Origin of the sequence: Nakamurella alba, assembly GCF_009707545.1 — a bacterium.
Taxonomy (GTDB): Bacteria; Actinomycetota; Actinomycetes; order Mycobacteriales; family Nakamurellaceae; genus Nakamurella; species Nakamurella alba.
The window spans coordinates 94,353-115,798 of sequence record NZ_WLYK01000011.1; the positions used below are offsets into that span (position 1 = coordinate 94,353).

Here is a 21,446-nt window from a genome sequence, read left to right on the forward strand (position 1 = left end):
CGACGAAGAGTCACCACCCACCCGTCCTTGCCGGCTGACGACATGACCGGGCGCCCGGTCGGTCGTGTTCCGTCACTGGCTGCGGCGGGTTCTCGTCCGTGGCGAGCGACGCCATCCGGTGCCGGTGCGTGATGCCAGCCCGGAGGCCTCGAGCACGGCCAGGGCGTCGAGGGCGTCGCGGGTGGGAAGGCCTGTGTCCCTGGCGATCTCGGGGACGGTCCGGGCCAGCCGGACGGACAGGGCGTCGGAGACGGCCTTGACGCTGGGGCCGAGGTCGTCATCCGCCGGGGCGGTGGGTGTCTCGAACAGGTGACCCTGGTCGCCGAGGTGCTCGACGGGGCGAAGGATCTCCAGCACGTCGGCCGGTCCGGTCACGAGGTGCCGACCCGGTTCCTGCAACAGGCGGTGGCAGCCGACGGACAACGCCGAGGTCACCGGGCCCGGCACGACCATCAGCGGGCGGTGCAGTTTCTCCGCGGCGCCGGCGGTGGACAGGGTGCCGGACCGGATCCCCGCTTCGACCACGATCGTCGCCGCGCCGAGCGCGGCGATGAGCCGGTTGCGGACCAGGAACCGCAGCCGGGACGGGTGGGTGCCGGGCGGGTATTCGGTGACAACGGCGCCCAGCTCGCCGATCCGCTCGATGAGGGCGGCGTTCGCGGCCGGGTAGGCCCGGTCGATGCCGCAGGCGAGCACGGCGAGGGTGGGCAGCTGAGCCTGTGCAGCCATCGCTGCGCGGTGGGCGGAGGCGTCGATACCGAACGCGGCGCCGGACACCACGGTCAGACCGGCATCGGCCAGTGCGTGACCGAGATCGGCCGCGACCCGCTGGCCGTAGGCGGTCGCGGCGCGTGACCCGACGACGGTGATGCCGGTGTGTGGGAGATCGCCGATGCTGCCACCACGGACGTACAGGGCGACCGGAGGGGCGGTCGTCCGGTCTGCGATCCGGTCGACCTGCCACAGCCCGTGCAGTGCCGCGGCCGGCCACTCCTCGTCCTCCGGGACCACCAGGCGGGCGCCGACCCGCCCGGCCGTGGCCAGGTCGGCGCGGGCCGTGTCGTCCAGTTGTCCGGGCGTGAGACCGGCGGTGCGGGCGTCGGTCTCGGCCATCCACTCGACGGGCAGGCCCGCGGTGGCGGTGCGGCTGCGGACCGCGTGCCAGGCCCGGACCGGGCCGACCAGTTCGACGAGCGCTGCGACACCGCGGGCGGATGGTTCGCAGGCGCGGAGCAGGCCGGCCCGGGCGATCCTCACCGCGATCGGGGCCGCAGCGCCCGTGCCCGGCAGATCGTCGACATCGGTCGTGCTCACGCGGCCTCCCCGCAGCGCAGGGCCAGAGCGGTGGCGACGTCCGGCAGTTCGGGGGTGTCCCGGCCGGCGAGGTCGGCGCAGGTCGCGGCGACGCGCAGCACCCGGTCGTAGCCGCGGCCGGTCAGCCGGCCCTGTTCGGCGGCCCGGTCGACCAGCGCGGCCGATCGCCCGCTGGGCCGCCACCAGCGCCGGATCTCCGGACCGGACACCTCCGCGTTGGTGCGGTGTGTCGTGCCGGACCACCGGGCGGCGGCGCGTTCCCGGGCCCGGACCACCCGCACCAGGATCTCCTCGGAGGACTCGGGTGTCTCGTCGGCGGCCATCGCGAGATCCGCCGGCCCCAGCGCCGGCAGCTCGACCCGGATGTCGACCCGGTCGAGCAACGGGCCGGACAATCGGGCGAGGTAGCGGCGGCGGACGCCGGGCGCGCAGGTGCAGTTGATGTCCAGCGCCGCCGCACACGGGCACGGGTTGGCGGCCAGCACCAGCTGGAACCTGGCCGGGTACCGGACCACTCCGGACGCCCGGGCCAGCACCGCCACCCCCGATTCCATCGGCTGTCGCAACGCGTCCAGCACCGTCGGCCGGAACTCCGGCGCCTCGTCGAGGAACAGGACGCCGCGGTGGGCCATGGAGGCGTTGCCGGGGCGGATGAGTCCGGAGCCGCCGCCGATGACGGCGGCGACGGAGGCGGAGTGGTGGGGGTCGACGAAGGGTGGTCGGGTGACCAGGGGTGTGTGGTCGTCGAGGATGCCGGCGACGGAGTGGACGGCGGTCACCTCGAGGGCCTGGTCGTCGTCGAGGGCGGGGAGGATGGAGGGCAGGCGGGTGGCGAGCATGGTCTTGCCGGCGCCGGGTGGTCCGATCATGACGAGGTGGTGGCCGCCGGCGGCGGCGATCTCCAGGGCGCGTCGTCCTTCGGGTTGTCCGATGACGTCGCGCATGTCGGGCAGCGGGGTTTCGTCGGGTGGCCGGCGCTGGAGTTGTCGTTCCAGTGCGGAGCTCTCGCCGCGAAGGTGGTGGACGAGGTCGGCGAGGGTGCGGGCCCCGAGGACGTCCATGCCGTCGGCGAGGCAGGCCTCATTCAGGTTGTCGGCGGGGACGACGGCGCTGGTGCGGCCGGCGGCGCGGGCGGTGAGCAGGCTGGGCAGGACGCCGTGGACGGGCCGGACAGAGCCGTCGAGGGCGAGTTCGCCGAGCAGGATCGGGCGGGCGGCGTCGGCGGCGGGGACGTCGCCGGCGGCGGCGAGCAGGGCGATGGCCAGGGCGAGGTCGTAGCCGGCACCGCGTTTGGGCAGGGCGGCGGGGGACAGGGCGAGGGTGATGCGGGTCTCGGGCCATTTGTAGCGCGAGTTCTGCACGGCGGCGCGGACCCGGTCGCGGGCCTGGACGACGGCGGCGTCGCCGAGGCCGATGACGGTCGCACCGGGCAGGCCGGGGGCGATGTGGGCCTCGACGGACACGAGGTGGCCGCTGACCCCGGCGAGGGCGACGGACCAGGTGCGGGCGAGTTTCATCAGAACGCCTCGGCGAGGTGGGTGATGGTGGGGGTGGCACCGGGCGGTGCCAGCACGCTGACGACGTCGAAGCGGAAGGACATCCAGCCGCGGCCGTACTCGCCGGCGAAGAGCTGGGCGAGCCGGCGGAGCTTGCGGCGTTTGCCGGCGGTGACGGCCTCGGCGGGCAGCCCGTAGCCGGTGCCGGAGCGGGTCTTGACCTCGCAGATCACCAGGCGGCCGTCGGTGTCCGCGGCGACGATGTCGAGCTCGCCCTCGCGGCAGCGCCAGTTCCGGGCGATCACCACCAGCCCGGTGTCCTCGAGGTGGCGGGCGGCGAGATCCTCGCCCCAGCGGCCCAACTCGTCCTTCGTCAATCGTGTGCCGTCCACCGCAGTCCCCCTCCGGCCGGAGTGGTTCCGGCACGCCGGGCACCACAGTGCCGTCGGCACAGCACTTCCGTGGGGTCGGCCGGGTCACAGTGTGGACAGAGCCGGGGATGTGGACAGAGCCGCACGGACACATCGCTCGGACCACGCTGCGGGTGTGGTCCGGTGGTGACGAGCGGGTCAGCCGGAGGTGAGGGCGAAGATCAGACAGACGAGCCCGACCACGGCGCAGACCGTGCCGAGGATCCGCGTGTACCGAGCACCCCACGGCCCCTGCCGGGGTGAGGACTCCTCAGGAACGGCGTAGCCCATGGTCCGGCTGGTCCGCCGGTTCCAGCCGGAGACCTGCCGCGGGAACAGCAGGAGCGGCACACCCACCACCAGGCCGACGATCGCGAAGCCCCACCAGGTCCCTGACGACACGCCTGCCTCCTCGTCCGCCGCGTCACCCCACCGGATCCGTCTGCGCACGGGGTACCCGCGGTCCGGGTGACGGAATCGGCGGACGCCCGTGGTCGACCGGTGAGGGGCCCACCATGACCTAGGCTCCGTGCAGGATCGACGGGGGCATGCGAGCGGAAACGGGAGAGCGGCTGATGGCGCGGAAGATGGTCGTGTTCAGTGATCTGACGGGCAAGGAGATCGGTCGGCCGGAGAACGTGGCGCAGCTGCGGGTCCTGCAGCACCCGGAGCTGGACACGCCGGTGCGGCTGGACGTCGACAAGTACGAGGTGCTCAACCTGGCCAGCACCAACGTCGAGCTGGTCACCCTCGAGCTGGTCATCCCGGACACCCCGCCGGAGCGCATCGTGCTCACCGTCGAGGACTTCGGCAAGCTCTTCCAGTCCGGGAACGCCGCGGAGGCGCTGAAGAGCGCGTCGCAGTACGCCCCGGACCCGGTCGACGACCTGCCGCGGGCCCGGTTCGGCGCCTCGGTGGCGCAGCGGTCGGCGCCGAAGCCGGCCACGGCCAAGATCGACTACTCCAGCCTCGAGCATGCGGGCACGCCGCACCGCGGCCGCATCACCGAGAACGAGAAGGCAACCGTGCGAGCCAATCTCGACGCGGTCAACGACCGGCTGCGCGAGGCCGGGCAGCGGGTCATCGATCTCGAGAACCCCGAGCTGGTCGCGAAGTACGACCTCGAGGTGCTGCGGCAGAAGTAGCCGTCCGGTGGCACCGGATGCGCTGCCCCGCAGAACTTCCGGGTCCCACCAGAAGTTCTTGTATCACCGCCGATGCGGCCGGGTCCTTCCCTCGTGAAGCGGCGATCCAACCGGGATCGCCGCCCTGCAACGAGGAAGAGTCATCATGTCCCGCATCACCGCAGCCCTCCGTCGGTCGTCGACCCGCGGTCGCACCATCGGCGCGGCGATCGACACGGCCCGGGCCCGCGCCGGCCAGAGCCACCTGATCGATCAGCACCGCTCGATGAGCGGAGCTGTCCGATGAACCGCGTCACGCGGGCGGCCCGCCGCCGCCGTGAGCTCCGGGAGACCTACCGCCGGAGCATCCAGTTCGCGATCGCGACCGCGGCCTCCGATCGGGAACGCCGGGAACTGATGACCATGGCGACCCGGCAGGGCGCCGATATCTGAGGGGTCGGCAGCGTCCGTGGCAGTGTGTCCGCAACCAGGACCACCGCCGCGGACGCTGCTGTGCCCGCGTCCCGCGCGTCAGCGTTGCGCCAGCAGGTAGCACCGCCGGCTGGCGTGCTCCACGCCGGGGATCGCCTCTCGGTCCACCCGCGCGACCAGCTGCCACCCGGACTGCTCCAGCAGCCCGACCTGCACCGCGGGATCGAGGAAGTGGAAGTCGAGATCGACCTGCTCGCCCCACCACTCGGTCATCCGTCGGGCCCGCCCCGGTCCGGTCTCCGCGTCCGACTCGTGGAACGCCAGCAGCAGATGACCGCCGGGACGCACCACCCGGGCGAACTCCCGGTACGCGGCCGCCGGGTCCGGCAGGTGGATCACCGCGTAGAACGACACGACACCGGCCACCGATCCGGAGGCCACCGGCAGCGCCGTCATGTCCGCCGCGGCGGCCGGCACGCCTGCGGCCCGCGCCTGCGCACACATCGCCGGCGACAGGTCGAGCCCGACCGCGCCGATCCGGGCCGCGACATGGCCGGGCCCGCACCCGGCGTCGACCACCGGGCCACCCGCGGCCAGCTCCGCGAACATGTCCAGCAGCGCGCGGTCCAGCGGCTTGCCGACCAGCTCCCCGGCCACCTCGGCCGTGTACCGGCCGGCCACGGCGTCGTAACTGCTGCGCACCTGCTCCGCGAACCCCATGGAGCAGAGCCTGGCACGGCACCACCGCCGACCGCATCTGTGGACGACCGGTACAGCGCTGCGCTCCCGTGGTGGAGGGATCCTCCATCTACGGGTGTGCTGTGATGGAGATCGGCGACGAATCCACCTGCGGACCACAAGGACGTGAGATGCCCAGCGGTACGAGCAGCAACAGCTTCCTGACCAATGACGGGGTGCGACTGGCGTACACCGACACCGGCAGCGGACCGCCGGTGGTGCTGGTCGCCGGTTTCACCGCGCCGGCAACGAGCTGGTCGCTGCAGGTCCCGGCCCTGCGGGACGCCGGTCACCGGGTGATCGGGTTCGACCGCCGTTCACACGGGGGATCGGAGTCGCCGTTCCACGGCCAGCGGATGGCGCGGCACGGCGCCGACCTGCACCAGTTGCTCGACCACCTCGGGCTGTCGGACGTGGTGCTGATCGGCCAGTCCATGGGCGGCAACGCCCTCTGGGCCTACACCGATCTGTTCGGCACCGACCGGGTCCGCGCCTACGTGTGCGTCGACCAGACCCCGAAGATGGTCAGCACGGGCGACTGGCCCCACGGCTTCTACGGTCTCACCCCCGACAACGTCGGCACGTTCTTCGATGCCGGCATCCCGGACACCGGTCACGGCCCGGACCCGGCCGTCGTGCAGGCCGGCGTCGCCCGCATGCTGGCCGCGGCCACCGGCCCGCTGCAGTGGGCCGACCCGGCCGCGCCGCAGACCCGCCCGCTGCTGCAGGACCACGCCGCCGCCGACTGGCGGGACGTGATCGCCCGGCTCGACGTGCCGGCGCTGTTCGTCGCCGGCCGGCTCAGTCAGTTCTGGCCGTGCGAGCACGCCACGGCTGCGGCCGCACTCAACGAGAAGGTGCAGGCGGTGATCCTGGAGGACGCCGGCCACTCCACGAACACCGACCAGGCGGAGGCGTTCAACGCCGCGGTCCTGGACTTCCTGCGTGCCTGCTGACCCCGGGCCGTCCTGGCTGCAGCTGCTGCTCGACGGCACCGATGCCGCCGGGCTGGCCGCGGCGCGCCGGTCGGCGCTGCGCAGCACCCGGTCCGAGACCGCCAGGTCGGTCATCACCGCCGAGGCCGGCCGGGCCGAGCAGCTGCTGGCCCAGCTCGTCGAGCACCGCGCGCACGCCGCGGAACTGACCAGCCTGTACGACCTCTCGCTCCGGCTGTCCCGCGAGCACTCGCTGGACGCCCTGCTGCAGGACACCGTCAGCCACGCCCGCCGGCTGCTGGCTGTCGACGTCGCCTACCTCGCCCTCGTCGAGGACGACCAGAGCCTGACCATCCGGGTCACCGACGGGTCGACCGGGCCGAACCTGCGTGGCATCGTGCTGGCCCCGCGCAGCGGCCTGGCGGGCCGGGTGGTCGAGCTGGCCGAGCCGGTGCAGAGCCGCGACTACCTCGCCGACCGCGCTCTCGCGCACCAGGAGCAGGTCGACCAGGTCGCCGACACCGAGGGCCTGCGCACCATTCTCGGTGCGCCGTTGCGACTGCGGGGCTCGGTGATCGGCGTGCTGATGGTGTCCCAGCGCGAGGTGCGGCACTTCGGCGCGGCCGAGATCTCGCTGCTCGGGTCGCTCGGCTCGATCGCCGCGGTGGCCATCGACAACGCCCGGCTGATCGAGGGGTACCGGCACAGCACCGCCGCCCTGGAGCGCACGAACGAGCAGCTCTCCGCCACCCTGGACAGCATCAACCGGGCTGCCACCCTGCACGAGACGCTGCTCGAGGTGGCCACCCGGGCCGGGCGGGTGCCGGACGTGGTGCGGACACTCTCCTCGGTGGTGGCCGGCACTGTGTTGTTCGCCGATGCCGCCGACCGCGTGGTGACCGCCGCCGCCAGTGGCGCGGAGGTGGAAACCGTCTCGTTGGAACCGGTCTCGGGTCGCGGCGCGGCCCGGGTGTTCACCGACCCGGCCATGCGGCGGACCCGGGTGGAACGCTCGACGGTGACCGTGCCGATCGCCACCCCGCAGGACTACGTCGGTGCGTTGCAGGTGCGGCTGGACGCCGCCGTGGTGTCCGATGCCGATGTCCGGATGCTGGAACGCGCCGCCATGACCATCGCCCTGGTTGCCTTCTCCGAACGCGCCCTGCTGGATGCCGAACGGCGCACCACCACCGAACTTCTCGAGCAGATCCTCTCGCGCAGGATCGACGACGAGACGGCGATGACCGGCCGGGCCAGGCATCTCGGCCTCGACCTTGCCTCGGCGCACACCGTGGCGGTGCTGGAACCGTTGCCGGACAACGCCGGTCCGGCGCTGGCGCTGGCCCGTGAGGTGGTGGACAGGAACGGCGGCCTCGCCGAGCGGGTGCTCGGCGCCGTCGTGCTGGTGACCCCGGCCGCCGAGGAGACCGTGCGGACCGCCCTGCGCCGGCGGTGGCGGTCCCAGGCGACGGTCGGCATCGCCACCGCCACCGCCGGATCCGCCGGTCTGGCAGACGGGTACGACGCCGCCGTCGGCTGCGTGGCGGCCCTGCACGCCCTGGGCCGGGTCGGGGATCTGGCGACGGTCGACGAGCTCGGGCCGTACCGGTTCCTGCTCAGCCGGGCCGGCCGGGACGACGCCGCCCGCTTCGTCCGGGCCACCATCGGCGCGGTGATCGACCACGACCGTTCGCGGGGTACGGATCTCGTGCGCACGATGGACGTGTTCCTGTCCGGCGGGCGGCAGCACGCGGGCACCGCCGCGGCACTGCAGATCCACGTGAACACGCTCTACCAGCGGCTGGACCGGATCACCGACCGGCTCGGTGAGGGCTGGCGGGACGGCGACCGGGCGCACGACGTGCAGCTGGCGCTGCGGATCCACCGGCTGCTGGCCCGGTCCTGATCCCTGTGCTCGAGGAGTGCCGGCCGCGACCAGTAGGGCCGGAGCGGTCGCGCGAGGGAGCATCGCAGCCCTGTGTCGACCGAGGAACGAGGGAGCAAGGGCGAGGAGCGGACGGAGCAGCGGGCCGCGACCTCAGGCATGGAGAGAATCTCCACCGGGCTCGGACAATGCCGGAGGGTTCCTCCGTAGGAAGCCACGACACCGGCCCCTAGCGTTCTCGGCATGACCTCACACGTCGCAATGGCTGCGACACCGGCGCCGGGCGCGGCCACCGCGTTGGCCGCCCGGCTGGACGGACTCCGGCTCGAGACCGACGTCGACGTGCTCGCCGCCCTGTCCCACGACGACGCCGAATGGGCCGAGGTCGGCGTGCCGCTCGCGGCCTTCCGGCCGCACAGCACCGCCGAGGTGTCGAGGGTGGTCGCGGCCTGCGCGGAACTCGGCATCCCGGTGGTGACACGTGGTGCGGGCACCGGACTCTCGGGCGGCGCCAATGCCACCGACGGCTGCCTGGTGCTGGACCTGTCCCGGATGAACCGCATCCTCGAGATCGACACCGACAACCTCACCGCGACCGTCCAGCCCGGCGTGGTGAACGACGACCTCAAGGCGGCAGTGGCCCGGGAGGGGCTCTGGTACCCGCCGGACCCGGCCAGCGCCCCGTGGTCGACGATCGGCGGCAACGTCGCCACCAACGCCGGCGGCCTGTGCTGCCTCAAGTACGGCGTGACCCGCGACTACGTGCTCGGGCTCGAAGCCGTCGTCGGCGGCCCGGCGGGGGAGTACGGCACCACGGTCCGGCTCGGCCGGCGCACCACCAAGGGGGTCAGCGGCTACGACCTGCTCGGCCTGTTCGTCGGTTCCGAAGGCACCTTCGGGGTGATCACCGAGATCACCCTGAAATTGCGGCCGGCCCGCCGGTCCGCCCCGATCACCGTGGTCGGCGAGTTCGACGACCTGATCGCAGCCGGACGTGCGGTCGCCGCGGTCACCCGGCTGGGACTGGAGCCTGCAGCGCTGGAACTGCTGGACCGCGCCTGCCTGCAGGCCGTCGAGGACTGGAAGCACCTCGGTATCGGCAAGTCCGCGGCCGCCATGCTGCTCGCGCAGATCGACACCCCAGGCGTGGTGGGCGACGAGCAGGCCGCCGCGATGGCCGAGGCGTTCCGCGGCGCCGGTGCGGTATGGGCCGAGCGGTCCACCGACGACACCGAGGCGGAGGCACTGTTCTCGGCCCGTCGCCTGGCCTACCCGGCGCTGGAGCGGCTGGGTCCGGTGCTCACCGAGGACGTCTGCGTGCCGCGGTCCCAGGTGCCGGTGGTGCTGGCCGCGATCGAGGAGATCGCCGCCCGCCACCAGGTGCGGATCGCCACCATCGCGCACGCGGGCGACGGCAACCTGCACCCGCTGATCCTGAGCCCGGCCGACGACGCCGCCGCCCGGGAGGCCGCGCAGGCCGCCTTCGAGGAGATGCTCACCGCCGCCATCGCCGCCGGCGGCACCGTCACCGGCGAGCACGGCGTCGGGCTGCTGAAGCGGCGCGGGATGCGTGCCGAACTGCCGGCGCCGGTGCAGGCGATGCAGCTGGCCGTGAAACGCACGCTCGACCCACTGGACCTGTTCAACCCCGGCAAGGTCGTCGGCGACCCCGGCGAGTGAACCCACCGGGCACCCCGGCACCAGCGAGAACCACACCACCCGAACGACTCCCACCCGAACGACTCCCACCCGATACGCCCACACCACCGACCCAGACGGACTCACCGAGGAGACCACCATGACCGCTCGCCTGACCCGGCGCGGCTTCCTGACCACCGGGGCGATGCTCGGTGCCGGCCTGCTGGCCGGCCCCGTGCTCGCCGGCTGCAGCACCCCGGACACGGCCGGCGGCAGCGGCACCGGCTCGAGCGGCAGCGGCGCGGGCACCGGCACCCCGACGACCGACTTCCCGTCGAAACTGTGGACGCCCACCGACACCGTCGGCGCCCTCCCGGACCGGCCGAAGCGGATCGCCTGGCAGAACATCGTCGTCGGCGTCACCGCGCTGGAGGCGGTGGAGAGCTGGGTGAAGAAGGGCGCCGAGGAGATCGGTTACGAGTACCTGGGTTCCAACTCCAACGGCAACTCCGCGCAGACCATCACGCAGATGAACCAGGCGATCACCCGCGGCATCATGGGCATGGTGGCTCCGGGTCAGGAATTGCCGGCCCAGGTGGCCGCGATGAAGACCGGGATGGCCGCCGGCAGCGCCATGTTCCTGTTCAACACCGGCGGGATCACCTGCGGCATGGCTGCGGTGCAGTACCAGTTCGGCCGGCGGATCGGCGAGTACACCGCGACGTACGTCAAGGAGCAGCTGGGCGGCACCGGCAAGGTGGTGTTCATCAACCTCAACGTGCAGCAGGACCTGCGCCCGCGGGAGACCGGCTTCATGGACGCGATCACCGAGGCCGGCCTGGACAAGAGCATCGTGACCAGCGTCGACTCGCCGGCCGCCGCCACCCAGGAGGAGGGCTACACGCTGATGAACACCTACCTGCAGAAGGCGGGGGAGGTCGACGTCGTCGCCGCGGCCGGCGACGACCTGGCACTGGGCGCCATGTCGGCGCTGAAGGCGGCCGGGATGTGGGAGTCCAAGCCGAAGCTGATGGTGTGCGGCATCGACGGCAACACCCAGGCGATCGCCGCGATCAAGGCGGCCAACACCCCGTACAAGGCGACCTCGGCCGTGCACTACCCGATGGTCGGGTACGCGCCGGCGCGCCTGATCGGCCGCTGGGGCGAGGGCAAGACCATCCCGCAGTTCCTGGAGTACCAGAGCTTCCTCATCGACTCCGCGGATGCGGCCACGAAGTGGGAGACCGACCAGGACCGGTGCCCGGAGCTCTACGAGGAGATGCTGGGCGGCGACACCACCTACATCGCCCCGCGCGGCGAGATCTCCTACGCCACCAGGGGTGCCATCTACGAAGGTGACCTGCCCGTCAAGCTGCCGGACCTCGTCCAGTGACCGCGCCCACGCTGCTGCGCCGCAACCGGCGGCAGATCGAACGGTCCTCCTCCCGCAGCGGTCTGTGGGTGCTGGCGATCGCGTTGCTGCTGTTCTTCCAGTTCCACGTCGGTGGCTTCATCACCCAGGGCAACATCGTCCAGATCCTGGTCAACCTGGCGCCGACGCTGATCGCGGCGATCCCGGCCGCCCGGCTGCTCATCACCGGCAACGTCGACCTGTCCATCGCCGGCGGGTACGCGGTGCTCGGCGTGCTGTGCGGGTTCCTGGTGTCCGGCACCGGATCTCCGTTGATCGGCCTGCTCGGCACGCTGGCCGGCGGTGCACTGCTCGGTCTGCTCAACGGGACACTCGTCCGGGTGCTGCAGATCTCGCCGATCATCGTCACGCTGGGGTTGGGCACCGTCTACACCGCGCTGGCCTACCTGACGACGAACGGCAACCCGATCTACGACTTCCCGTCGTCGTTCTCCTTCATCGCGCAGACCCGCATCGCCGGGATCCCGGTGCCGGTGATCGTCGCCCTGCTGGCCTTCGCGATCGGCGCGTACCTGTTGTCCCGCACCGTTTCCGGACTGCACAGCTACGCCATCGGCGGGAACTTCCAGGCGGCCAAGCTGTCCGGCGTCCGGGCCGACCGGCACGTGCTGCTGCTCTACGTCTACATGGGGATCTCGGTGGGCCTGCTGGCCGTCGTCACCACGGCGTCCATCGGCAGTGCCTCGCCGACCAACGGCGTCGGGTTCGAGATCGACGTGCTGACCGCGGTCATCCTGGGCGGGGTGGCGTTCAACGGCGGCGCCGGTCGGTGGACCGGGGTGCTGATCGGCGTCGTCGTGCTCGGCATCCTGCAGGCCGGCTTCGTCTTCGAGGGTCTGAACAGCTACTACCAGCTGCTGGCCAAGGGCATGCTGCTGCTCGTCGCCCTCGGTGCCGACCAGCTGGTGGCGGCCCGCCGCCGGCGGACCAAGGGTGCGCGCAGCGAACCCGGGCCGGCCTCGGACGCCGCGGCCCAGGAGGCGGTCGAGATCGTCCGCCGGGCACCGGATCCGGACGCCGGGCTGCTGGAGGTCGACGGGCTGCGCAAGTCCTACGGCGCGGTGACCGCTGTCGCCGACGTCTCCTTCACCGCGCGGCGGGGCACCGTCACCTGCCTGCTCGGCGACAACGGTGCCGGCAAGAGCACGCTCATCAAGATGCTCTCCGGCGTGCACAAGCCCGACGCCGGCACCATCCGGTTGGACGGGCAGGAGCTGCACCTGGAGCAGCCGGCCGACGCGCACCTGGCCGGGATCCACACCGTGTACCAGGATCTCGCGCTCGCCACGAACCTCGGCGCCGCGCTGAACCTGGTGCTGGGCGCCGAGCCCTACCAGCCCGGCCGGAAGTGGCTCGGGCTGCTGGACCGCGCGAGGTCGGAGAAGATCGCCCGCGAGCGGCTGTCCTCGCTGGGCATCGATCTGTCCGACTACTTCCGGCCGGTCGGCGAACTGTCCGGCGGCCAACGCCAGTGCGTGGCGATCGCCCGGGTCAACGTCGAGGGCGCCTCGGTGGTCATCCTCGACGAGCCGACCGCGGCGCTCGGCGTCCGGCAGACGGCGAACGTGCTGCGGCTGGCCCGCACGCTGGCCGACACCGGCGCGGCGGTCATCATCATCACGCACGACGTGGACTCGGTGATGGAGGTCGCCGACCACGTGGTGGTACTGAACCTGGGCCGGGTGCTGTTCGAGGGTGACATCGACGAGGTGGACGCCGGTCGGCTGATCCACCTGATGGCCGGCTACACCGGCGGGGTGTCGGTCGCGCAGTGAGCCGGACCTGCGGGGCCGGGACCGGAGCGGATCGGGACCCGGGCGGCGCGCCCGCTTGATCGGCGGCCGCCGGACGGGCAGCGTCGGGCGGGTGACCCGATCGTCAACCGACGCGCTGCGGGCCGCGCTGCCGGCGGCGCTGTCCGACGCGGTGGCGGGCTACCGGCGGTACCTGACCGCCGAGCGGAACCTGTCACCGGCGACGGTGGCGGCCTACCTCGGCGACGTCGTCTCGCTGCTGGACCACCTGCAGCGGTTGCGCGGCGGCGCGGCGGCCACCACGGTCGGTGATCTCGGCCTGGCCGATCTGCGCAGCTGGCTCGCCCGCCGGCGCAGCACCGGCGCCGCCCGCTCGTCCATGGCGCGGCAGGTGTCCTCGGCGAGATCCTTCACCGGCTGGGCACTCTCGATCGGGTTGATAGACACCGATCCCGCCGGCCGGCTGGTCGCACCTCGCGCCGAGCGCCGACTTCCCGCGGTGCTGGACGTGGGCCAGGCGACGGAGATGCTGGACGGTCCGGCGACCGGCGGGCCGTCGACGACCCCGGAACAGGCGGCCGGGGACGAGCCGGAGCCGGCGGCCCTGCGCGACCGGGCGATCCTGGAGCTGCTGTACGCCTCGGCGCTGCGGGTGTCCGAGCTGGTCGGTCTGGACGTCGAGGACCTGGACCGGCACCGGAGGGTCGCCCGGGTCACCGGCAAGGGCAACAAGGAACGGACCGTTCCCTACGGGGCGCCGGCGGACGCGGCGGTGGGTCGATGGCTGGAGCTCGGTCGGGACCGGATGACCGGGCCCCGATCGGGCCGGGCCCTCTTCCTCGGTGCCCGCGGCGGCCGGATGGACCAGCGGGCGGTCCGGGACCTCGTGCACCGGGCCACCCGGGCCGTGCCCGGCGCCCCCGAACTCGCCCCGCACGGCCTGCGGCACAGCGCCGCCACCCACCTGCTCGACGGTGGCGCCGACCTGCGCACGGTCCAGGAGCTGCTCGGCCACGCCAGCCTGGCCACCACGCAGCTCTACACCCACGTCTCCGCGGAGAAGCTGCGCGCCGTCTACACCCAGGCCCACCCGAGAGCGTGACGGACACCGTCGGTAGCCGCCTGACCACGGGATGATCACGCCAGGCCGGACCGGGAACGCCGTCGAACGGTCCTGATCATGGTCGTTGACCTGCTACGTTGCCCCTGATCCGGCGACGGTGCCCGGACAGGTGGAGGGACTGATCGATGAGGCCTTGGGGACGTCGGATCGCAACCGCGCTCACGCTGGTGTTGGCGGCGGGGACGCCGCTGGTGGTGGCGGGCAGCGCGCAGGCGGCCACCGCAGCGACGGGCGCCGCCTCGGTCTCATCCGTGCCGGCGCCGCAAGTGGCCGCGGCGGGCATCGCCACCACGACCACTCTCACGATCGACCCCAACCAGCGGGCCTACTCCGGCGGCGGGTCGGTCGCCGACATCTGGGTGAAGTCGGCCAACGGCCAGATTCCCGGCGGCGAGCTGCTGGTCTGGGAGGGCTCCACGCTCCGTGCCCGCGGCATGGTGAACGGTTCCGGCCACGCCCGGCTCGCGCTGCCGCGGAACATGACGGTGGGCAACCACCGGCTGCAGGCCCGTTTCTGGCCGGTCAGCACCAGCGGCTACACCACCTCGCTGTCCGCGCCGGCCATCCTGTCGATCTCCCGTGACCGCACCGGCGTCGGCATCTCCGGCAGCGCCGCGGTCACCGTCGGCACCACCGCCCGGCTCGATCTCAGCGTCGCCGCGGCAACCCGCCCCGGCACCGGCAGCGTCGACGTGCTGCTGGACGGGAAGAAGGTGGCCACCCGGCAGCTGAACCCGTACGGCCGCACCTGGTACATGATCCCGACCAACCTGTCGGCCGGGAACCACCAGCTCATCGTCCACTACAGCGGCTCCTCGATCCTGGGTGCCGCGAACGCCGGCCGGGTCATCACGGTCAGCAAGGTCGCTCCGACGGTCCAGTCGGTCACCAGCGAGACCTCGGTCGGGGCCGGTGCGCGGCCACTGTTCACCGTCGCCGTCTCCGGTGCCGCCCCGGTGCCCACCGGCACGGTCAAGGTGCTGCTGGACGGTCGCACCGTCGCCACGAAGACCCTCACCGGTCGCGCCTTCACCGTCCAACTGCCGGCCCTGTCGGCCGGCATCCACACGGTGATCGCCGCCTACTCCGGCGACAGCCGGTTCGTGGCCGCCAACGCCACCACCAAGACCATCACCGCCCATGCCCCGAACCCGTGCCCGGCGACCGCGAAGGCCTGCGTCGACCTGACCAACGACCAGTCGTGGCTGCAGTCCGGCGGCCGGATCACCTACGGCCCGGTGCCGATCACCTCCGGCCGGCCGGGCTACCGCACCTACCCGGGCACCTTCCCGGTCTACTGGAAGCACAAGGACCACTACTCGTCCGAGTTCGCCGGCGCGCCGATGCCGAACTCCGTGTTCTTCGACGGCGGGATCGCCTTCCACGCAGGCAGTCTCACCGTGTGGTCGCACGGCTGCATCCACCTGTCCTACGAGGCCTCCGAGGTGTACTTCAACACGCTCCAGGAGGGCGACGACGTCTACGTGTTCGGGTACGCGCCGTACGCGTGATTCCTGGCCCGGTGCGACAGCGGCTGTGACAGTGACGGTGACGGGCGTCCGGCTCACGGGTCCCACGGCTCGAGCCTGACCTCCGGCGGCGCGAGCAGCAGCATCGGGTCGACGTAGCTGCCGTCCGGCAGTCGCGCGCCCCAGTGCAGGCACGTCGCCGGAGCGCAGCGGGCGTGCCCGGCCTCCAGGGCGCCGAGCACCGTCCCGGCGTCCACCCGGTCGCCGCGGCGCACGGCCGCGGTCACCGGTTCGTACGTGGTCCGCAGGCCCGAGGCGTGCTCGACGGACACCACCCCACGGCCGGCCAGCGGTGCTGCGTACACCACGCGACCGGCCGCCGACGCCCGCACGGTGGCGGCGACCGGTGCACCGAGGTCGACGCCGCGGTGGCCCGGGCGGTAGCGGTGCTCGGGCGGATCGAAAGGCGCCAGCACCGACAGCGGCCCGGCCAACGGCGGTCGGTGCACACCAGGTACCGGGTCGGACCGCAGGTCCGCATCGACGGAAGCCCGCGAGGTGACCGCCGGGTCGTCCCTGCCGGCTCCCCGGGACGACCCGACGGTCGTGGCGCCCCCGGATGCCCCGGCGGTCGCGGACGGCGTCGCGAGGGGAACGACGAGCGTCAGGGCGAGCACGAGGAGCAGCAGTCGGGGGAGCACCCGACCATCCGACCGCGGCGCCGACGTCGCCGCCACGACCGTCCGCCGGGCTGTGGACGGGGTGAAGAGTGTGGACAGAACGGCACGGACACTGGGGCCACCCGGCGGGTCCGGGAGTGGCCGCCCGCGACACGGCCTCCGCCACCGCGCCATCACGGCACGGGCTCACGCCGCCCGCCCGTCCCGGCCCCACCCGACACGGCCCCACCACGCACGATGCGGGAGCACGCCCCCGCGTCGCGTACTCTGGAACGGCGACCGGGCCATCCCGGTCGACTACGCACGCCCTTCGCCACCCGGAACCGACCGCCCCGCGGCCGGACCGACCGGGAGGACGACAGGCTCCATGGTCCCGGTCCGCCGGGCGGAGCAGGTCGAGGGCGTCAGGGCCCGACGCCAACCCGGCCGACGGCGACAACCGAAACCAGGCGACCCCGCCTCCGGTCCTGCACGGACCGGGCACCCGGGGCCGCCCGCCCCCGTGCGGGGGTGCGATCAGAAGGGACGGGCAGCCATCATGGCGGTCGTCACGATGCGCCAGCTGCTGGACGCGGGTGTCCACTTCGGACACCAGACCCGGCGCTGGAACCCGAAGATGAAGAGGTTCATCTTCACCGAGCGCAACGGCAACTACGTCATCGATCTCCAGCAGACGCTGACGTACATCGACAAGGCGTTCGAATTCGTCCGGGAGACCGTCGCCCACGGCGGCACCATCCTGTTCATCGGCACCAAGCGCCAGGCCCAGGAGGCCATCGCCGAGCAGGCGACCCGCGTCTCGATGCCCTACGTGAACCAGCGCTGGCTCGGCGGCATGCTGACCAACTTCTCCACCGTGCACAAGCGTCTGCAGCGGCTGAAGGACCTCGAGGCCATGGAGACCTCGGGCGAGTTCGCCGGCCGGACGAAGAAGGAAGTCCTGCTGCTGACCCGCGAGAAGGACAAGCTGGCCAAGACCCTCGGTGGCATCCGGGACATGGCCAAGGTCCCGTCCGCGGTGTGGATCGTCGACACCAAGAAGGAGCACATCGCCGTCGGCGAGGCCCGCAAGCTGGGCATCCCGGTCGTGGCCGTGCTCGACACCAACTGCGATCCGGACGAGGTCGACTACCCGGTCCCGGGCAACGACGACGCGATCCGTTCCGCCTCGCTGCTGACCAAGGTCGTGGCCGAGGCCGTGGCCGCCGGTCTGCTCGCCCGCTCCGGTGGCGCCGCCTCCGGTGCCTCGGACGAGGAGCCGCTGGCCGAGTGGGAGCGTGAGCTGCTGGCCGCCAACGCCGCGGCCCCGGCCGCCGAGGCCGCCCCGGTCGAGGTCGTCGCCGAGACCGAGGCCGGCGCGGAGGCCGCGAACGAGGTCGCCGCCGACGCCGCTGCCGGCGTCGAGCCGACCCAGAACTGATCACCCGCCCGTGCGGTCCGGCCATCCGCCGGACCGCACGGGCACCGGTGTGCCCAGAGCACGCCGCCAGCACATCCCGGCGGTGCCGGACGACGGCACCGCACCGGACCTCGAATTTGCAACGGAAGGAAGTGCCGTACAGATGGCGAACCACTCCGCCGCTGACGTCAAGCGGCTCCGGGAGCTCACCGGTGCCGGCTTCATGGACTGCAAGAAGGCGCTCGACGAGACCGACGGCGACTTCGACAAGGCCATCGAGTACCTGCGCATCAAGAACGCGAAGAACGCGTCCAAGCGCGCCGAGCGGACCACCGCCGAGGGCATGATCGCCTCCTCCGGCAACGCGCTCATCGAGCTCAACTCCGAGACCGACTTCGTCGCGAAGAACCAGGACTTCCAGGACCTGGCCAACCGCATCGCCGTCGTCGCCGCCGGTCTGACCGGCGAGGCGACCGTCGAGACCGTGCTGGCCGCCCCGCTGGGCGCCGGCACCGTCGAGTCCGAGATCACCGACGCCGCCGGACGTCTCGGCGAGAAGCTGGTGCTGAACCGGGTCGCGAAGCTGGACGGGCAGACCACGGTCTACCTGCACCGGCGCTCCGCCGACCTGCCGCCGGCCATCGGCGTGCTCGTGGCCTACACCGGATCGGATGAGGAGGCCGCCCGCGGCGCCGCCATGCAGGTCTCCGCGCTGAGCGCGAAGTACGTCTCCCGCGACGAGGTCCCGGCCGAGGTCATCGAGCAGGAGAGCCGGATCGCCGAGGGTGTCGCCCGCGAGGAGGGCAAGCCGGAGGCCGCGCTGCCCAAGATCATCGAGGGCCGGGTCAACGGCTTCTACAAGTCGGCCGTGCTGGGCGAGCAGTCGTCCGTGCGCGACTCGAAGAAGACCGTCGCCAAGGTGCTGGAGGAGGCCGGGATCCAGGTCACCGCGTTCGTCCGCTTCGAGGTCGGCACCGTCTGACCCGCGGTCCCGCCGCCTTTCGCGGGACACCGACCGGGCGCACCGGACGGCAGCACAGCAGGACAGCAGCAGTACAGGCAGGACAAGCAGGACAAGCAGCACAGCACACCGGCCGTGCGGGGGCTCGACGAGCCACCGCACGGCCGTTGCTGCAAGGATCGAGCGGCACGTCCGCGCGGCGACGCAGTACCAGCACGACGAAGCACCAGCACGACGAAGCACCGGCACGACCAGCACGCAGGGACCCGGCAGGACGAAAGGGCGACCGTTGACGGACGACACAGGATCGATCGGGGACAGCGCTCCGCTGGAGCGGGCCACCGGCCGGCGGCCGTTCCGCCGGGTCATGCTGAAGCTGGGCGGCGAGATGTTCGGCGGCGGTCAGGTCGGCGTCGACCCCGCGGTGGTCTCCAAGGTCGCCCGGCAGATCGCCGACGTCGTCCGCGAGGGTGTGCAGGTCGCCGTCGTCATCGGTGGCGGCAACTTCTTCCGCGGGGCGCAGCTGCAGGACGGCGGCATGGACCGCGCCCGCTCCGACTACATGGGCATGCTGGGCACCGTGATGAACTGCCTGGCCCTGCAGGACTTCCTGGAGCGCGAGCAGCACCTGGACACCCGGGTGCAGACCGCCATCACCATGGGCCAGGTCGCCGAGCCCTACATCCCGCGCCGCGCGATCCGGCACCTGGAGAAGGGCCGCGTCGTGATCTTCGGCGCCGGCGTCGGCATGCCCTACTTCTCCACCGACACCACCGCAGCGCAGCGGGCGCTGGAGATCGGTGCCGAGGTGGTGCTGATGGCGAAGGCGGTCGACGGCGTGTTCGACGCCGACCCGCGCAAGGTCGACGGGGCCACGATGTTCGCCGAGATCACCCACCAGGAGGTGCTCGAGCGTGGCCTGCAGGTGGCCGATGCGACGGCGTTCAGCCTCTGCAAGGACAATGCGATGCCGATCATCGTGTTCAACATGCTGACCGACGGCAACATCGGCCGCGCCGTCGGCGGCGAGGTCATCGGCACACTGGTGTCGACACCGGCCTGACGGCCCGCGCACGCAGGACCACAGGGCACGATCAGTACAGGGCACGATCAGTACAGGGCACGATCACAGCCGGCGGCCGCAGGCCGGCCGCGAGGAAGCACGAACGCACGGAAAGGTGCCAGCAGGTGAGCGAGCAGATCGACGAAGCACTCCTCGATGCCGAGGACCGCATGGAGAAGGCAGTGGCGCACGTCAAGGACGACCTGGCGACGCTGCGGACCGGGCGGGCGAACGCGAACGCCTTCTCGCGCATCACCATCGACTACTACGGTGCCCCGACCCCGCTGCCGCAGATGGCGTCGGTGAACATCCCCGAGGCGCGGATGGCGGTCATCAAGCCCTACGACTCGTCGCAGCTCGGCGCCATCGAGAAGGCGGTCCGTGACTCGGATCTCGGGGTCAACCCGACCAACGACGGCTCGCTGATCCGCATCGTCTTCCCGCAGCTGACCGAGGAGCGCCGCCGCGATCTCGGCAAGACCGCCCGGTCGAAGGGCGAGGACGCCAAGGTGACCGTCCGCAACGCCCGCCGCAAGACCAAGGACTCGCTGGACAAGCTGGTCAAGGACGGCGAGGCCGGCGAGGACGACGTCGCGCGGGCGGAGAAGGAACTGCAGTCACTGACCGACAAATTCGTCGCCGCGATCGACGAGCTGGTGAAGAACAAGGAAGCAGAACTGCTCGAGGTCTGATGACGGCGAGTCGTATCTGATGTCGGCGAGCCCCGCGCCCGCGAGCCCCGCCCCGGCGTCCCGGGCCGGCCGGAACCTGCCCATGGCGATCGGTGTCGGCCTGTTCCTGGGCGCGATCATCGTGGCGTCCCTGCTGCTCTGGCGGCAGGGGTTCCTGATCATCATCGCCGCGGCGGTCGGCGCCTCCATCTGGGAGATGCGCAGCACCCTGGCCACCGCCCGTGGGATCAGGCTGGCCTGGCTGCCGCTGGCCGTCGGCGCCGTGGCCACCGTGGTGTGCGCGTGGCCCTGGGGGCACCAGGCCCAGGCCGTCGGCATCGCGGTGACGGCCCTGGTGCTGCTGGCCTGGCGGTTCACCGGCGGGGCCGACGGCTACCTCGCCGACGTCTCCGCCTCCGTCTTCCTGCTGGTCTACCTGGGCGGCTTCGCCTCGTTCGCGGCGATGATGGTGGCCCCCGAGGACGGCGCGGCGCGGGTGCTGACCTTCCTCATCGCCGTGGTCTGCTCCGACACCGGTGGCTACGCAGCCGGTGTGCTCTTCGGGAAACACCCGATGGCCCCGCGGATCTCGCCGAAGAAGTCCTGGGAGGGCTTCGCCGGGTCGGTGGTCACCGCCGGTGTGGGCGGCTCGCTGTCCGTGTGGCTGCTGCTGGACCACCCGTGGTGGCAGGGCCTGGTGCTCGGCCTGGTGCTGGCGCTGGTGGCGACCATCGGCGACCTCGCCGAGTCGCTGATCAAGCGGGATCTCGGCGTCAAGGACATGGGCACCCTGCTGCCCGGCCACGGCGGCGTCATGGACCGGATGGACTCCCTGCTGCCCTCGGCGGTCGTGGCCTGGATACTGCTGTCCGTGTTCGTCCCGTTGCCCTGAGTCGATCCTCTCCTCGACGTCTTCCACCCC

Annotated in this window: 21 protein-coding genes; 15 read left to right on the forward strand and 6 right to left on the reverse strand. The window is 72.2% G+C overall.

Translation table 11 applies throughout. The annotated features are described in order from the left end of the window. Window positions 1–72: 72 nt before the first annotated feature. From dprA to GIS00_RS22375, 4 genes are all read right to left on the reverse strand, one after another. Window positions 73–1,314 (reverse strand): DNA-processing protein DprA, encoded by a 1,242-nt coding sequence (gene dprA, locus GIS00_RS22360; protein WP_154770691.1) that lies wholly within the window; start codon window positions 1,312–1,314, stop codon window positions 73–75. After that, a complete protein-coding gene (locus GIS00_RS22365) occupies window positions 1,311–2,831 on the reverse strand; it encodes a YifB family Mg chelatase-like AAA ATPase (RefSeq protein WP_154770692.1) in 1,521 nt (506 codons plus the stop codon). Before GIS00_RS22365 ends, dprA begins: the two co-directional genes overlap by 4 nt. Next, window positions 2,831–3,202 (reverse strand): YraN family protein, encoded by a 372-nt coding sequence (locus GIS00_RS22370; RefSeq protein ID WP_322098309.1) that lies wholly within the window; start codon window positions 3,200–3,202, stop codon window positions 2,831–2,833. Before GIS00_RS22370 ends, GIS00_RS22365 begins: the two co-directional genes overlap by 1 nt. Before the next feature lie 177 nt (window positions 3,203–3,379). Further along, window positions 3,380–3,622 (reverse strand): hypothetical protein, encoded by a 243-nt coding sequence (locus GIS00_RS22375; protein WP_154770693.1) that lies wholly within the window; start codon window positions 3,620–3,622, stop codon window positions 3,380–3,382. A gap of 146 nt (window positions 3,623–3,768) precedes the next feature. On the opposite strand from GIS00_RS22375, the gene GIS00_RS22380 reads away from it, so the two are divergent. The 3 genes from GIS00_RS22380 to GIS00_RS22390 all read left to right on the forward strand — a co-directional run bounded on the left by GIS00_RS22380 (window position 3,769) and on the right by GIS00_RS22390 (window position 4,797). Continuing rightward, window positions 3,769–4,365 (forward strand): hypothetical protein, encoded by a 597-nt coding sequence (locus GIS00_RS22380; protein WP_154770694.1) that lies wholly within the window; start codon window positions 3,769–3,771, stop codon window positions 4,363–4,365. Between the two features lie 145 nt (window positions 4,366–4,510). Continuing rightward, window positions 4,511–4,651 carry a hypothetical protein gene (locus tag GIS00_RS22385; RefSeq protein WP_154770695.1) on the forward strand — a complete coding sequence of 47 codons (141 nt, stop codon included), beginning with the start codon at window positions 4,511–4,513 and terminating at the stop codon, window positions 4,649–4,651. Then, the gene (locus GIS00_RS22390; RefSeq protein ID WP_154770696.1) at window positions 4,648–4,797 is read left to right on the forward strand and encodes a hypothetical protein; all 150 of its coding nucleotides are present in this window, start codon (window positions 4,648–4,650) and stop codon (window positions 4,795–4,797) included. The genes GIS00_RS22385 and GIS00_RS22390 overlap by 4 nt, the downstream gene beginning before the upstream one ends. Window positions 4,798–4,875: 78 nt before the next feature. On the opposite strand, the gene GIS00_RS22395 is transcribed toward GIS00_RS22390, so the two are convergent. Further along, entirely contained in the window at window positions 4,876–5,496 is a 621-nt protein-coding gene (locus GIS00_RS22395; protein ID WP_154770697.1) for a class I SAM-dependent methyltransferase, read from the reverse strand. A gap of 149 nt (window positions 5,497–5,645) precedes the next feature. Between GIS00_RS22395 and GIS00_RS22400 the strand changes: the two genes are divergently transcribed. The 7 genes from GIS00_RS22400 (at window position 5,646) to GIS00_RS28015 (ending at window position 15,792) form a co-directional block, all read left to right on the forward strand. After that, window positions 5,646–6,470 (forward strand): alpha/beta fold hydrolase, encoded by an 825-nt coding sequence (locus GIS00_RS22400; RefSeq protein ID WP_154770698.1) that lies wholly within the window; start codon window positions 5,646–5,648, stop codon window positions 6,468–6,470. Further along, the gene (locus GIS00_RS22405; RefSeq protein ID WP_154770699.1) at window positions 6,460–8,355 is read left to right on the forward strand and encodes a helix-turn-helix domain-containing protein; all 1,896 of its coding nucleotides are present in this window, start codon (window positions 6,460–6,462) and stop codon (window positions 8,353–8,355) included. Before GIS00_RS22400 ends, GIS00_RS22405 begins: the two co-directional genes overlap by 11 nt. A 222-nt stretch (window positions 8,356–8,577) precedes the next feature. Continuing rightward, window positions 8,578–10,014 carry an FAD-binding oxidoreductase gene (locus tag GIS00_RS22410; RefSeq protein ID WP_230314002.1) on the forward strand — a complete coding sequence of 479 codons (1,437 nt, stop codon included), beginning with the start codon at window positions 8,578–8,580 and terminating at the stop codon, window positions 10,012–10,014. A gap of 118 nt (window positions 10,015–10,132) precedes the next feature. Further along, the gene (locus tag GIS00_RS22415; protein WP_154770700.1) at window positions 10,133–11,365 is read left to right on the forward strand and encodes a sugar ABC transporter substrate-binding protein; all 1,233 of its coding nucleotides are present in this window, start codon (window positions 10,133–10,135) and stop codon (window positions 11,363–11,365) included. Beyond that, window positions 11,362–13,179, forward strand: coding sequence for an ATP-binding cassette domain-containing protein (locus tag GIS00_RS22420; RefSeq protein ID WP_154770701.1), 1,818 nt, complete (start codon window positions 11,362–11,364; stop codon window positions 13,177–13,179). The genes GIS00_RS22415 and GIS00_RS22420 overlap by 4 nt, the downstream gene beginning before the upstream one ends. Before the next feature lie 91 nt (window positions 13,180–13,270). After that, window positions 13,271–14,260, forward strand: a complete 990-nt coding sequence (locus tag GIS00_RS22425) for a tyrosine recombinase XerC (protein ID WP_322098310.1) — start codon at window positions 13,271–13,273, stop codon at window positions 14,258–14,260. A 146-nt stretch (window positions 14,261–14,406) separates the two neighbouring features. Continuing rightward, entirely contained in the window at window positions 14,407–15,792 is a 1,386-nt protein-coding gene (locus GIS00_RS28015; RefSeq protein ID WP_154770702.1) for an Ig-like domain repeat protein, read from the forward strand. A 53-nt stretch (window positions 15,793–15,845) separates the two neighbouring features. On the opposite strand, the gene GIS00_RS22435 is transcribed toward GIS00_RS28015, so the two are convergent. After that, window positions 15,846–16,451 (reverse strand): M23 family metallopeptidase, encoded by a 606-nt coding sequence (locus tag GIS00_RS22435; protein WP_322098311.1) that lies wholly within the window; start codon window positions 16,449–16,451, stop codon window positions 15,846–15,848. A gap of 517 nt (window positions 16,452–16,968) precedes the next feature. Here GIS00_RS22435 and rpsB point away from each other — a divergent pair. The 5 genes from rpsB (at window position 16,969) to GIS00_RS22460 (ending at window position 21,416) form a co-directional block, all read left to right on the forward strand. Continuing rightward, a complete protein-coding gene (gene rpsB, locus GIS00_RS22440) occupies window positions 16,969–17,850 on the forward strand; it encodes a 30S ribosomal protein S2 (RefSeq protein ID WP_154770704.1) in 882 nt (293 codons plus the stop codon). 142 nt (window positions 17,851–17,992) lie between these two features. Beyond that, window positions 17,993–18,811, forward strand: coding sequence for a translation elongation factor Ts (tsf, locus tag GIS00_RS22445; RefSeq protein WP_154770705.1), 819 nt, complete (start codon window positions 17,993–17,995; stop codon window positions 18,809–18,811). Between the two features lie 346 nt (window positions 18,812–19,157). Next, window positions 19,158–19,853, forward strand: a complete 696-nt coding sequence (gene pyrH, locus GIS00_RS22450; protein ID WP_154770851.1) for a UMP kinase — start codon at window positions 19,158–19,160, stop codon at window positions 19,851–19,853. A 170-nt stretch (window positions 19,854–20,023) separates the two neighbouring features. Further along, the gene (gene frr, locus GIS00_RS22455) at window positions 20,024–20,545 is read left to right on the forward strand and encodes a ribosome recycling factor (RefSeq protein ID WP_154770852.1); all 522 of its coding nucleotides are present in this window, start codon (window positions 20,024–20,026) and stop codon (window positions 20,543–20,545) included. 19 nt (window positions 20,546–20,564) lie between these two features. Then, complete coding sequence (locus GIS00_RS22460) at window positions 20,565–21,416, forward strand: phosphatidate cytidylyltransferase (protein WP_154770706.1); 852 nt, start codon at window positions 20,565–20,567, stop codon at window positions 21,414–21,416. Window positions 21,417–21,446: the final 30 nt, after the last annotated feature.

Bases quoted from the DNA above. Each gene is read 5' to 3' on its own strand.
- GIS00_RS22365 (WP_154770692.1), bottom strand. From the start codon at position 2,831: ATGAAACTCGCCCGCACCTGGTCCGTCGCCCTCGCCGGGGTCAGCGGC.
- GIS00_RS22380 (WP_154770694.1), top strand. From the start codon at position 3,769: ATGCGAGCGGAAACGGGAGAGCGGCTGATGGCGCGGAAGATGGTCGTG.
- GIS00_RS22385 (WP_154770695.1), top strand. From the start codon at position 4,511: ATGTCCCGCATCACCGCAGCCCTCCGTCGGTCGTCGACCCGCGGTCGC.
- GIS00_RS22390 (WP_154770696.1), top strand. From the start codon at position 4,648: ATGAACCGCGTCACGCGGGCGGCCCGCCGCCGCCGTGAGCTCCGGGAG.
- GIS00_RS22395 (WP_154770697.1), bottom strand. From the start codon at position 5,496: ATGGGGTTCGCGGAGCAGGTGCGCAGCAGTTACGACGCCGTGGCCGGC.
- GIS00_RS22400 (WP_154770698.1), top strand. From the start codon at position 5,646: ATGCCCAGCGGTACGAGCAGCAACAGCTTCCTGACCAATGACGGGGTG.
- GIS00_RS22410 (WP_230314002.1), top strand. From the start codon at position 8,578: ATGACCTCACACGTCGCAATGGCTGCGACACCGGCGCCGGGCGCGGCC.
- GIS00_RS22415 (WP_154770700.1), top strand. From the start codon at position 10,133: ATGACCGCTCGCCTGACCCGGCGCGGCTTCCTGACCACCGGGGCGATG.
- GIS00_RS28015 (WP_154770702.1), top strand. From the start codon at position 14,407: ATGAGGCCTTGGGGACGTCGGATCGCAACCGCGCTCACGCTGGTGTTG.
- rpsB (WP_154770704.1), top strand. From the start codon at position 16,969: ATGGCGGTCGTCACGATGCGCCAGCTGCTGGACGCGGGTGTCCACTTC.
- tsf (WP_154770705.1), top strand. From the start codon at position 17,993: ATGGCGAACCACTCCGCCGCTGACGTCAAGCGGCTCCGGGAGCTCACC.
- pyrH (WP_154770851.1), top strand. From the start codon at position 19,158: ATGCTGAAGCTGGGCGGCGAGATGTTCGGCGGCGGTCAGGTCGGCGTC.
- frr (WP_154770852.1), top strand. From the start codon at position 20,024: ATGGAGAAGGCAGTGGCGCACGTCAAGGACGACCTGGCGACGCTGCGG.
- GIS00_RS22460 (WP_154770706.1), top strand. From the start codon at position 20,565: ATGTCGGCGAGCCCCGCGCCCGCGAGCCCCGCCCCGGCGTCCCGGGCC.